Here is a 12,554-nt window from a genome sequence, read left to right on the forward strand (position 1 = left end):
TCAAAGGAATCCGTCACCAACACCGAAGTGCTGTCATGACGGGGTCATGCATGATTTCATGCACTGGCTTTTAGCACACTGTTGAGTTCTCAAGAAACGGACGCGACCACCATCACCCAGAACCCGTTACCAGGCCCTGCACTCCGGGGCGTTTCGCTTCGTTCTGCCTCTATTCTGGCGAGTCCGGTTATTCGTGTCAAATCAACTCGATTTGCTTCGAATTCCGTTTTTCGCCAAGAATTTCGGCTACCCCGTTTCCGGGGCAACCCCTCGAACTTACCTGATCCCCGACACCTCGTCGAATCGAGACGAGACATCCGAGATCGGATCAGAGGGAGGGAGTGACCGAGAGCCTAACAACCGGAACCCCTTGGGGTGTTCCGACTCGCCGGACCCTCAGCGCGAGAGAAAGACTAGCACCGGTTGGGAGGTGCTGGAGACAACTTAGGCAACTTCACTGTCCTGCCCCGTCTCCAGCACTCCCAAACCTCATCTGGCACACCTATGCCGGCAGGGCGGCGAGCTGGGCCTCGAGACGAGAGATGTCCTCGGCGGCCTGCTCGGCACGCCGGCGTACCTTCGCCACGACGTCCTCGGGGGCCTTGGCCATGAACTGCTCGTTGCCGAGCTTCGCCGTGACCTGCGCCTGCTCCTTGCGCGCCACGGCCAGGTCCTTCTCCAGCCGCTTCCGCTCGGCGACGACGTCGATGGCGCCGGCCGTGTCGATCTCCACGAGCACCGTGCCGACGGTGAGCCGGGCTGTCGGATCGAAGGTGTCCGCCGGCTCGTCCAGGCGCAGCAGGACCCGGATCGCGTCCTCATGGGCCGCGAGAGCCGTACCGGACAGGGACAGTCGCGCGGCAACGCGCTGGCCGGGCTTCAGCCCCTGGTCGGATCGGAACCTGCGCACCTCCGTCACGAGGTTCTGCAGCGACACGATCTCCTGCTCGGCCGCGGAGTCGAGCAGGTCTGGCGACACCGATGGCCAGGGAGCGACGACGATCGACTCCCTGCCGGTCAGGGCACGCCACAGTTCTTCGGTCACGAACGGCACGAGCGGGTGAAGCAGCCGCAGCAGCGCGTCGAGGACGTGCCCCAGCACGCGCTTGGTGTTCTCGGCCACCGCACCGCCCTCGGCGAACTGCACCTTGGCCAGTTCGACGTACCAGTCGAAGACCTCGTCCCAGGCGAAGTGGTAGAGGGCGTCCGAGGCCTTCGCGAACTCGAACTCCTCGAAGGCCGCGTCGACACTCGCGACGACCTCCTGCAGCCGGGACAGGATCCACCGGTCGGCCGCGGTGAGGTCATCGGGCAGGCCGTCGGAGACGGCCCCGTTCATCAAGGCGAACCGGGTGGCGTTCCAGATCTTGTTGCAGAAGTTGCGGGATCCGGCCGCCCAGTCCTCGCTGATCGCCACGTCGGAGCCGGGGTTGGCACCGCGGAGCAGCGTGAAGCGTGTGGCGTCCGCGCCGTATCGCTCGATCCAGTCGAGCGGGTCGACGACGTTGCCGAACGACTTCGACATCTTCTTGCCGAACTGGTCGCGCACCATGCCGTGCAGCGCCACAGTACGGAACGGCGGCTGGCCGTCCATCGCGTACAACCCGAACATCATCATCCGGGCCACCCAGAAGAACAGGATGTCGTAGCCGGTGACCAGGACGGTCGTCGGATAGAAGCGGGCCAGCTCGGGCGTGGCGTCGGGCCAGCCCAGCGTGGAGAACGGCCACAGTCCCGAGGAGAACCACGTGTCGAGGACGTCCTGGTCCTGCTCGTAACCGGCCGGCGGCTCCTCGTCGGGACCCACGCAGACCATGTCGCCGTCCGGGCCGTACCAGACGGGGATCCGGTGGCCCCACCACAGCTGGCGGGAGATGCACCAGTCGTGCATGTCGTCGACCCAGTCGAAGTAGCGCTTGGCCAGCTCCGGCGGATGGATGCGGGTGCGGCCGTCGCGCACCGCGTCGCCGGCGGCCTTGGCCAGCGGTGTGACGTTCACGAACCACTGCAGCGAGAGCCGCGGCTCGACCACGGTCTTGCATCGGGAGCAGTGGCCGACCGAGTGCACGTACGGGCGCTTCTCGGCGACGATGCGACCCTGCTCGCGCAGCGCGGCCACGACGGCGGGCCGTGCCTCGAACCTGTCGAGGCCCTGGAAGGGCCCATGGGCGGTGATGATGCCGCGCTCGTCCATGATGACGAGCGACTCCAGCGAGTGGCGACGCCCGATCTCGAAGTCGTTCGGGTCGTGCGCGGGGGTGACCTTGACCGCGCCGGTGCCGAACGAGGGATCCACGTGCTCGTCCGCGACGATCGGGATGCGCCGCCCGGTGAGCGGGACCTCGACGTACTTGCCGACCAGGTGCGCGTAGCGCTCGTCGGCGGGGTGAACGGCGACCGCGGTGTCGCCGAGCATGGTCTCCGCACGGGTCGTGGCGACGACGATCTCCTCGTCATCCGAGCCGTATCGGATCGAGACGAGCTCGCCGTCGTCGTCGCTGTGCTCGACCTCGATGTCGGACAGAGCGGTCAGGCAGCGGGGGCACCAGTTGATGATCCGCTCGGCGCGGTAGATGAGCCCGTCGTCGAACAGCTTCTTGAAGATCGTCTGGACGGCCCGGGAGAGCCCCTCGTCCATCGTGAAGCGCTCGCGGGACCAGTCCACGCCGTCGCCGAGCTTCTTCATCTGGCCGAGGATCCGGCCGCCGGACTCCTCCTTCCACTGCCAGACGCGCTCGACGAACGCCTCGCGACCGAAGTCGTGGCGGGACAGGCCGTCCTTGGCGATCTCGCGCTCCACGACGTTCTGGGTGGCGATGCCGGCGTGGTCCATGCCGGGCAGCCACAGCGTCTCCATCCCCCGCATCCGGGCCCGCCGGGTGAGCGCGTCCTGGATCGAGTGGTCGAGCGCGTGGCCCACGTGGAGCGACCCGGTCACGTTGGGCGGAGGAAGCACGATGCTGTACGGCTCGCGCCCGCTGCCCGGGTCCGCGGTGAAGTAGCCCGCCGATACCCAGCGCTCGTAGCTCCGGGTCTCGACATCGGCGGGGGCGTACTGGGTGGGCAGCTCAGACGTAGTCACGCTGCCCAATTCTAGGGACGTCCGGACGCCACCCGAGCCGTCGCCGCACACCCTGTGGACAACAACACGGCCGGAGAGTGGCCTGTCAGGCCGACTTCTCCCTCGGAGTCCGCTGCTGCTTGGCCTGCAGCTGGTCGCGCGGCACGAGGGTCGGGTTCACGTGCTCCAGCACGGCCTCGCGGGTGATGACGACGCGGGCCACGTCCTGGCGGGAGGGCACCTCGTACATCACGGACTGGAGGACTTCCTCCATGATGGCGCGCAGGCCGCGGGCGCCGGTGCCGCGCAGGATGGCCTGGTCGGCGATGGCCTCCAGCGCGTCGTCGGTGAACTCCAGCTCGACGTTGTCCAGCTCGAGCAGGCGCCGGTACTGCTTGACGAGCGCGTTGCGCGGCTCGGTGAGGATCTGGATCAGCGCACTCCTGTCGAGGTTGTGCACCGACGTGATCACCGGCAGCCGGCCGACGAACTCGGGGATCATGCCGAACTTGAGCAGGTCTTCCGGCATGACGTCCGAGAAGATGTCGGAGGAGTCCATCTCCTCCTTGGAGTGGATGATCGCGTTGAAACCGATGCCCTTCCTACCGACCCGGGATTCGATGATCTTCTCGAGGCCGGCGAAGGCGCCGCCGCAGATGAACAGCACGTTCGTGGTGTCGATCTGGATGAACTCCTGATGGGGGTGCTTGCGCCCGCCCTGCGGCGGCACGCTCGCCGTGGTCCCTTCCAGGATCTTGAGCAGGGCCTGCTGCACACCCTCGCCCGACACGTCCCGCGTGATCGACGGGTTCTCGCTCTTGCGGGCGATCTTGTCGACCTCGTCGATGTAGATGATGCCGGTCTCGGCCTTCTTGACGTCGTAGTCGGCGGCCTGGATCAGCTTGAGGAGGATGTTCTCCACGTCCTCGCCGACGTAGCCCGCCTCGGTCAGCGCGGTCGCGTCCGCGATGGCGAACGGCACGTTGAGCATCTTGGCGAGCGTCTGCGCGAGCAGGGTCTTGCCCGACCCGGTGGGGCCGAGCAGCAGAATGTTGGACTTGGCCAGCTCCAGGCCGTCGTCGCGGCCCCGTTCACCGGACTGGACGCGCTTGTAGTGGTTGTAGACAGCCACCGACAAGGCCTTCTTCGCCTTGTCCTGCCCGATGACGTACGCGTCCAGGAACTCGTAGATCTCACGGGGCTTGGGAAGGTTGTCCCACTTGAGCTCGGAGGACTCGGACAGCTCCTCCTCGATGATCTCGTTGCAGAGATCGATGCACTCATCGCAGATGTAGACGCCTGGTCCGGCGATGAGCTTCTTGACCTGCTTTTGGCTCTTGCCGCAGAACGAGCACTTCAGCAGGTCTCCCCCGTCGCCGATGCGTGCCACCCCAGATACTCCTTTGCGTGGGACCGCCTGCCGCCGCGGTCGCTTCCGTCCGCACCCTCTGCGCGATCCGCTGATCGCGATCCGGTGCGAAAACGTCATCCCGCTCAGGTTTCGACGTTACCGTCTCTCGGGCCCTCAGTGAGCCCCCTGGCGGTGAGTCGCACCGGAACGTGCCCAAATGGGCACCGTTCCGGTGCGGCAACCTCATCAGGAAGCGGCGACCGCCGCCGCACGCTTCTTCCGCGACGGGATGATGTCGTCCACCAACCCGTACGCCTTCGCCTCCTCGGCGCTGAGGATCTTGTCGCGCTCGATGTCCTTGCGAACTTCGTCGGGCGACTTGCCCGAGTGCTTCGCCACGAGGTCCTCCAGGAGCGACCTCATCCGCAGGATCTCACGAGCCTGGATCTCGATGTCGCTGCCCTGTCCGCCGCCCTCGGTGTAGGGCTGGTGGATCAGCACGCGGGCGTTCGGCAGCGCGAACCGCTTGCCCGGCGTGCCGCCGGCCAGCAGGATCGCGGCGGCCGAGGCCGCCTGCCCCAGGCAGACCGTCTGGATCTCGGGCCGGACGAACTGCATGGTGTCGTAGATCGCGGTCATCGCGGTGAACGAGCCGCCCGGCGAGTTGATGTACATGCTGATGTCGCGGTCCGGGTCGAGCGACTCCAACGTGAGCAGCTGCGCCATCACGTCGTTCGCCGAAGCGTCGTCGATCTGGACGCCGAGGAAGATGATGCGGTCCTCGAACAGCTTGTTGTAGGGGTTCATCTCCTTGACGCCGTACGACGTGCGCTCGACGAAGGAGGGAAGGACGTAGCGGCCGTTGATGTCACCCGGCCGGATCAGCTCACTCATCTGGGAAGCTCCAGTCACGAGACGGCGCCCTCGGAGGGCACCTGGCGGGCGCTGCGCACCACGTGGTCGATGAAGCCGTAGTCCTTGGCCTCCTCGGCCGTGAACCAGCGGTCCCGGTCGGAGTCGCGCTCGATCTGCTCGAGCGGCTGGCCGGTGTGGTAGGCGATCCGCTCCGCGAGCGTCTTCTTCACGTAGAGCATCTGCTCGGCCTGGATCGCGATGTCGGCCGCGGTGCCGCCGATGCCGCCGGACGGCTGGTGCATCATGATCCGGGCGTGCGGAAGCGCGTACCGCTTGCCGCGGGCGCCGGCGCAGAGCAGGAACTGCCCCATGGAGGCGGCCAGACCCATGGCGACCGTGCAGACGTTGTTCGGCACGTACTCCATCATGTCGTAAATCGCCATGCCGGCGGTTACCGAGCCACCAGGGGAGTTGATGTACATCCAGATGTCACGGTCGGGGTCATCGGCGGCGAGGAGCAGGAGCTCAGCGCACAGCCGGTTGGCCACCTCGTCGTTCACCTGGGTGCCGAGCACCACGATCCGCTCACGCAGCAGGCGCTGGTAGAGCTGGTCCTCGAGGCGGGAGGGGCCACCCTCCGGGCTCCGGGCCTCGAAGCCGGAACCACCGGTCGGGAAGAAGGTCGGCGGGCTGGTCACAGCGTCACCTTCCGATGCTCGTAATCGATTGGCTTTGCTTGTGACCTTAACGCGCGGCGCAGACAGGTCATGCCCGTGCGCCGTACTGTTCGCTGTCGGCGCATGCCCGGCCCGCGACGGGCATCCACGCCGCTTCGCTCGTGTTTCCCGCCAGTGGCCGGACCGCCGAGACACATGTGTCACGGCCGTACGCTTGCTCCCCGACCACGGTAATAAACAAATTTTCAGGGATTTGCCCGCATATAACCGGAAACCCCCGGCGCACCCGAGTGCGACGGGGGTTCCATCGTTGCCGCCACACCGGCCCGCCCTATGGCAGGCCGGCGGCGGATGTCAGGCGAGAGCCTCGGAGATCAGCTTTCCTTGGTCTCGTCGGCGGGCTCCTCGCCCGCCTCGTCCACGCCCACGGCCTCCTGCTCGGGGTTGAGCTCGGCGTAGATGGCCTGGATGTCCACCTCGTTGCCCGCGGTGTCGGTCACCTTGGCCGCGTCCCCGATGACGGTCTTGGCCTTCTCGCGCACGATCTCCATCATCGCCAGCGGGAGCTGGTTGTTGTCGGCGAGGTGCTGGGCCAGCGTGTTCGGCGCGACACCCATCTGCATGGCGCGGCGCACCACGAAGTCGGTCAGCTCCTGCTCGCTGACGCCGATCTCCTCCGCCTTGACGATCTTGTCGAGCACGAAGCCCGACTTCAGCGCCTTGGCCGCGTTCGCCTCGTACTCGGCGAACAGCTCCTCCTCGGTGGTCTGCTGGAGACGGAGGTACGCCTCACGGCTCAGCCCGCTCTCGGCGACCTGGTGCTCGAGGTTGTGCTTGCGCGCGTCGATCTCCGTCTGGAGCGCGCTCTCGGGCAGCGGAATGTCGATCCTGTCCAGCAGCGCGTCGAGGGCCTTCTCGCGGCTCTGCACGACCTGGTCCACCAGCTTGTTGCGGCGAACCTGCTCACGGATGCTGTCCTTGAGCTCGTCGAGCGTGTCGAACTCGCTGGCGAGCTGCGCGAACTCGTCGTCCAGCTCGGGCAGCACCTTCTCCTTGACCGACTTGACGTTGATGATCACGTCGGCCTCCTCGCCGGCGTTCTCACCACCGACGAGCGTGGTGCGGAAGGTCTTCTCGTCGCCCGCGGCCATGCCCTGCAGCGCCTCGTCCAGGCCCTGCAGGACCGAGCCCGCGCCGACCTCGTAGGACACGTCGGCGGCCTGCTGCTCCTCGAGGTTGCGGCCGTCGATCTCGGCGCGCAGGTCCATCACGACGAAGTCGCCGTTCTGAGCCGGCCGCTCGACACCGGTCAGCGTCGCGAAGCGCTGGCGCAGGGCCTCGAGCTGGGCGGTGATGTCCTCGTCGGTCACCTCGGCGGCGTCGACCACGATCTCGGCGCCCTGATAGTCCGGGACGTCGAAGGCGGGGCGGATGTCCACCTCGGCGGTGAACTCGACCTGCTCGCCGTCCTCGATCTTGGTGACCTCGATCTCCGGCTGACTGACCGGGAAGACCTCGGTCTCGTCAACGGCCTGGCCGTACAGCTTGGGCAGGGCGTCGTTCAGGGTCTCCTCGAGAACCACCGCGCGGCCGAAGCGCTGCTCGATGATCCGGGCCGGCACCTTGCCAGGACGGAAGCCGGGCACGCGCACCTGCTGCGCGACCTTCTTGTACGCGGCCTGCAGGCTCGGCTCGAGCTCCTTGAACGGCACCTCGACGGTGAGCTTGACCCGGGTAGGGCTGAGCTCCTCGACAGCGGTCTTCACGGGGTGGTCTCCTTGATCCAGCATCTGGTGATCGCGGGCACGTCGTGCACGGCAACCGCGGCACAGTAACGCGCGCCGCGCCCACGTGAAAGGCGCAGGATCACCGTCTCGCCTGCACGCGACCTGTCCGGGCATGCTCGACTGTGGCGGGTGTCCAACGCCAAGGGCAGTCTAGAGCAGATGAGGCCCGGTAGCGACTGATCAGAGGTCGGCCATGATCTGCCGTAGCAGGTCCACCGTCTCCGTGGGGGTGGTGCTGACCGCGCAGAGGCGTTCCATGACCTCGCTGTAGCGGTCGACCTCTTCCCGTTTGTCCAGGTAAAGCGCGCTGGCGAGCTGCTCGACGTACACGATGTCGGGCAGGTCCGGGTCGGCGAACCGCAGGATGCTGAAGGCGCCGCCTTCGGCGGCGTGTCCTCCGTAGCTGAACGGGATGACCTGAATCGTCACGTTGGGCTGGTTCATCAGGTCGATGAGGTGCTGGATCTGGCCCCGCATGACGTCGACACCGCCGATCGGGCGGCGCAGCGCGGCCTCGTCGATCACGGCCCAGAACTTGGGGCTGTTCCCGCCGTCGAGGATGCGCTGACGTTCCAGCCGCAGGTCCACCCGCCTGGCGATCTCCTCCGGCGCCGCGCCGACCGCGCCGGCCATGATGACGGCGCGCGCGTACTCCTTGGTCTGCAGCAGACCGGGAACGAACTGCACCTCGTAGGTGCGGATGCGCTCGGCCGCCTCCTCCAGGCCGACGTACGCCTGGAACCACGAGGGCAGGAGGTCGTTGAACCTGTGCCACCAGCCGGGCTCGTTGGCCCTTTCGACCAGGTTCATCACGACATCGCGCGTCTCCTCGTCCTCCACTCCGTAGAGGGCGAGAAGGTCGGCGACATCGCGTTCCTTGAACCCGACCCGGCCCAGCTCCATCCGGCTGATCTTCGACTCGGACGCCCGGATGCACTGGCCGGCCTCGTCACGGCTGATGCCCTTGCTCTCACGAAGCTTGCGGAGCTGGGAACCGAGAAGGATGCGCAGAGCCGTCGGACCCGATCCAGCCTGGATCTGTATCACGGCGCCTCCCTCTCACCTCGGCCCTGTGTGCCGCCAAGGGACGACCCGTACGACACCCCCAGCCCACACAGTGTCACCACTCCGGGCTCCGATGACAAGGTCTGATCTACGTGTCCCTGACAGTCAGCACTTCCGCCATGTGCGTCTGCACATGACAACTGCACGTGCATTTGGGTCTTGCAGCAGCAGGAGCCGCTGATCCATCATGTCTTAGGTGCATATTGGGCTAAATGTGCACCAGTCATCGATTCAGGCCAGCGGGAGGTACGGGCAACCATGTCGGACGAGCCCAAATCCGGCGGCCAGCTGACCCGCGACGTGGGATTCGGCTGGTTCCGGAGGGCGGCAGGTCCGTCCGATACCACGATGTGCCCCCTGGCCCCGCAGGCCGATTCGGTCAAGACCGCACGTGACGTCACCCGGACGACCCTACGAGAGTGGGGGCTGTCGGAACTGAGCGACGACGCGGCACTCGTGGTGAGCGAACTGGTGACGAACGCTGTTCGTTACGCTCTGTGTCCGGCGGACCGCAGCGGTGACCCGCCGATAACGCTGACGCTCGTGCGCATCGCGCCGCACGTGCTGCTCGCCGTCTCGGACCCGAGTGACCAGGCACCGTCGCCGGCGCAGCCCGACTTCGTCTCGGAGCACGGACGAGGCCTGTACATCGTCGAGACCTACAGCCAGGCCTGGGGCTGGGACGCGCTGGACGAGGGCGGCAAGGCCGTCTGGGCCCTCTTCCGCACCGGGGACTGACGTTCTCCAGCGGCCCCGCAGCCGCCGGGCGCCATGTTTTTGTGATGTCCGTGCCAGACACAGGACAACCGGGGAGATTCTCCCGCCGTGACCGGGTATGCCGGATTTCGACCCCCCTCTCACCTGGCTCTACTCATGGTCGCGAGGACATGCCCGTCGGGGGGTCGCATGGGAACCTCAGGTCTCGGCTGGTGCAAAGCCGGTCTCACTGCTGCCGGCACCGTCACGCTTCTCGCCTTGGGAGCCGCGAGCGCCTCGGCGGCGCCCGCTCCGCACGGGGACGACGTCGATCAGTCGACACGTACCAACGTCACGAACGCGATGAAGGGCGAGGCACTGGCGCACGTCACATACCGCGCGTACGCGAAGCAGGCGGACAGGGAGAATCTGCCGGAAGCGGCGGCGCTGTACCGGCGCACCGCGCACACGGAATTACGCGAGCACCTCACCGAGCAGGCGAAACTCATCGGCCTGGTCGGCGACAACGCCACGAACCTCGGCGACAGCATGAGTGGCGAGTCCTACGAGGCGACGAAGATGTACAAGAACTTCGCCAAGCAGGCAAGGGCCGACGGCGACCGGCAGGCGGCCCGACTCTTCTCCGAGATAGCCAAGGACGAGGCCGCGCACCATGCGAAGTTCGTCAAGGCGGCGAAGGCCATCACCGATCCGTCGTCCGGCACGGTCATCCCAACGGACGTACGAGCCAAGCCGGTCGAGATACGGGCGGGCAAGCCCAGGGTCTCGTCGGACCGGACGCTGGAGAACCTGCGTACGGCGATGAAGGGCGAAGCCTTCGCCTACGCGAAGTACACCCTCTATGGGGACAAGGCCCGGGAGACCGGTCAGCCGAGGCTCGCCAAGCTGTTCCACCGCACCGCCGCCGTCGAGCGCACCGAGCACTTCGCCGAGGAGGCGAATCTGGCCGGCGCGGTCCGGGACACCGCGGCCAACCTGTGCGCGACGATCAAGGGGGAGACGCACGAAGGCACGCAGATGTACCCCGATTACGCGCGCCAGGCCTCGGCCGCCGGAGACACCGCGGCGGCGCGCGTGTTGAAGGACACGGCGAAAGACGAACTCAAGCACGCGAAGGCCTTCTCCGGTCAGCTGTCCAAGCTCGGCGGCCGATGCCCCACGTCGAGCTGACCGATCCGGCACGGTCGTGCCGGGGGCACGCGACGGGAACGGCGAGAAATCGGAGGCCGTGAAAGACCGAGGCCCAGAGCCGGGACTCACTCCCCCGGACCTGGGCCTTTGTGGTCAGAGCGGACGACGGGAATCGAACCCGCGTAGCCAGTTTGGAAGACTGGGGCTCTACCATTGAGCTACGTCCGCGCGCGCCCGGTGTCCATCTGGTCTAGACTTCATCCGGTCGTCAGGGCGTAAGCGTACCGGAGTCTCGGAGCGCACGCGTACCCGACGAGACGGGGCGTGGCGCAGCTTGGTAGCGCGCTTGCTTTGGGAGCAAGAAGTCGCAGGTTCAAATCCTGTCGCCCCGACCATGTGATGTCGCAAGACATCGGAAACCCTCGAACCTACGGGTTCGGGGGTTTCTTTGTGTACTGGGGTTGGTAGTCGCGGGTGGGGTCGGTGATCAGCTCGCGGAGGAGCTCTCCGGTGGTGGCGTTGACCACGCGGATGTGGAGATCGTCGACGAGCAGGATGACGTGGGTTCGGGCGTGGGTTCGTCCGATGCCGATGTGGTGGAGCCGGTCGCCGATCCGCAGGGTGACGACGCCGGTGTGGTCGACGCGGTCGTGTCGGACCCGGGTGTGGGTGTCGCCGTCGCGGCTGCCGGCCGGTTGGGCCTTGGGCCGGGTGTTGTAGGCCGCGGCGGGCGTGGCGCGGTGGGGCAACGACCGGTGGGGGCGGTGGTGGTTGTAGGCGTCGACGAAGCGGTCGAGGAGAGTCTGTAAGTCGCTGATGGTGGCGGGCTGGTCGGGCTGGGCGCGCAGCCACCTCTTCATCGTCTGCTGGAAGCGTTCGACTTTTCCGCAGGTGGTGGGGTGGTTGGGGGTGGAGTTCTTCTGGGTGACGTGCAGGCGGCGCAGTTCGTGTTCGAAGGCGTTGCGGCCGCTGCGGCCGCCGGCCAGGCGGGTGGTGAACACCATGCCGTTGTCGGTGAGGGTGGAGGCGGGCACGCCGTGGGCGGCCACCGCGTGCCGGAAGGTGTCGCGCACGATCGGGCCGGTGACACGGGGGTGGGCGGTCACCGACAGGGCGTAGCGGGAGTGGTCGTCCAGCCAGGTGAGGATCTCGGCGTCGGTGCCGTCGGCCAGGCGGTAGTGGGTGAAGTCGGCCTGCCAGGTCTCGTTCGGCTGCTCGGCTTGGAAGCGGATGTAGGACGATCGTGGTCGCTTGTTCGGCTCGGGGGTGACCAGCCCGGCGCGGGTCAGGTAGCGGCTGATCGTCGCCCGGGACACGGTGACCTGGTGATGCTGGTGCAGGTGCCAGGCGATCGTGTCCGGCCCGGCGTCCAGGCCCTGGCCGGACAGGTCCTTGCGCAGGCGGACGATCAGTTCGACGGTGGCGGCGTCGATCGCCGTCGGTGAGGTCTTGGGTCGTCTGGATCGGGGCTCGAAGGCGTCCTCGCCCTGCTGCCGGTAGCGGGCAACGAGCTTGGACACCCAGCCTTTGGAGACGCCGTAGGAGCGGGCGACCTCTGCCTGTGAGCGGCCCTCGACGACGACCGCCGTGATGATGAGTCTGGCCTTCGACACGGGCCGACTGTCGACCGCCCGCAGGTCCTAGCTCTCCGTGTTTCCTATCTCCGGAGACACGCTCCGCCGGAGTTTCCTATGTCTCGAGACACCCGTTTCCTATGTCCTGAACCAGAACACTGTCGCCCCGACCAGCTCTCACGCATTTCTCACGCCGCTTCCGGCAGGCGGGAGCGGCCTCGTCCGCTCCCGCGCACCCGCAGGATCGAGGCGACGACACCCCGCCGCCGACCGCACCAGCCGGGCTCCGGGCCTCCTGCGCGTTTCTATAACCTGTTCTCGCCGTACCCCCGGGAC

General features: G+C 67.0%; 9 protein-coding genes and 2 tRNA genes. 3 read left to right on the forward strand and 8 right to left on the reverse strand.

What is annotated here, in order from left to right:
- Positions 1-502: 502 nt before the first annotated feature.
- The 6 genes from HHX41_RS29935 to HHX41_RS29960 form a co-directional block, all read right to left on the reverse strand.
- Entirely contained in the window at positions 503-3,091 is a 2,589-nt protein-coding gene (locus HHX41_RS29935) for a valine--tRNA ligase (RefSeq protein ID WP_182908639.1), read from the reverse strand.
- 76 nt (positions 3,092-3,167) lie between these two features.
- Positions 3,168-4,451, reverse strand: coding sequence for an ATP-dependent Clp protease ATP-binding subunit ClpX (gene clpX / locus HHX41_RS29940; protein WP_169952773.1), 1,284 nt, complete (start codon positions 4,449-4,451; stop codon positions 3,168-3,170).
- Positions 4,452-4,658: 207 nt separating this feature from the next.
- Positions 4,659-5,306: an ATP-dependent Clp protease proteolytic subunit gene (locus HHX41_RS29945; protein ID WP_169987687.1), complete on the reverse strand. Its 648-nt coding sequence runs from the start codon at positions 5,304-5,306 to the stop codon at positions 4,659-4,661.
- A gap of 14 nt (positions 5,307-5,320) precedes the next feature.
- A complete protein-coding gene (locus HHX41_RS29950) occupies positions 5,321-5,965 on the reverse strand; it encodes a ClpP family protease (RefSeq protein WP_169987685.1) in 645 nt (214 codons plus the stop codon).
- Between the two features lie 353 nt (positions 5,966-6,318).
- On the reverse strand, positions 6,319-7,710 hold the full coding sequence (gene tig, locus HHX41_RS29955) for a trigger factor (RefSeq protein ID WP_169987683.1): 1,392 nt from the start codon (positions 7,708-7,710) through the stop codon (positions 6,319-6,321).
- A 201-nt stretch (positions 7,711-7,911) separates the two neighbouring features.
- Positions 7,912-8,778: a helix-turn-helix transcriptional regulator gene (locus tag HHX41_RS29960; RefSeq protein WP_169987681.1), complete on the reverse strand. Its 867-nt coding sequence runs from the start codon at positions 8,776-8,778 to the stop codon at positions 7,912-7,914.
- 276 nt (positions 8,779-9,054) lie between these two features.
- On the opposite strand from HHX41_RS29960, the gene HHX41_RS29965 reads away from it, so the two are divergent.
- Together HHX41_RS29965 and HHX41_RS29970 are read left to right on the forward strand one after the other, a co-directional pair.
- Positions 9,055-9,534, forward strand: a complete 480-nt coding sequence (locus HHX41_RS29965; protein WP_182908640.1) for an ATP-binding protein — start codon at positions 9,055-9,057, stop codon at positions 9,532-9,534.
- An 87-nt stretch (positions 9,535-9,621) separates the two neighbouring features.
- Positions 9,622-10,683 carry a ferritin family protein gene (locus HHX41_RS29970; RefSeq protein WP_220504552.1) on the forward strand — a complete coding sequence of 354 codons (1,062 nt, stop codon included), beginning with the start codon at positions 9,622-9,624 and terminating at the stop codon, positions 10,681-10,683.
- A 118-nt stretch (positions 10,684-10,801) separates the two neighbouring features.
- On the opposite strand, the gene HHX41_RS29975 is transcribed toward HHX41_RS29970, so the two are convergent.
- Positions 10,802-10,872 (reverse strand) — tRNA-Gly (locus HHX41_RS29975).
- Positions 10,873-10,962: 90 nt separating this feature from the next.
- Between HHX41_RS29975 and HHX41_RS29980 the strand changes: the two genes are divergently transcribed.
- Positions 10,963-11,039, forward strand: a tRNA-Pro gene (locus tag HHX41_RS29980).
- Between the two features lie 33 nt (positions 11,040-11,072).
- On the opposite strand, the gene HHX41_RS29985 is transcribed toward HHX41_RS29980, so the two are convergent.
- Positions 11,073-12,257 (reverse strand): IS481 family transposase, encoded by a 1,185-nt coding sequence (locus HHX41_RS29985; RefSeq protein ID WP_182908641.1) that lies wholly within the window; start codon positions 12,255-12,257, stop codon positions 11,073-11,075.
- Between the last annotated feature and the right edge of the window lie 297 nt (positions 12,258-12,554).

It is taken from the genome of Microbispora sp. H13382 (assembly GCF_014161445.1).
In the GTDB taxonomy this organism is placed as follows: Bacteria; Actinomycetota; Actinomycetes; order Streptosporangiales; family Streptosporangiaceae; genus Microbispora.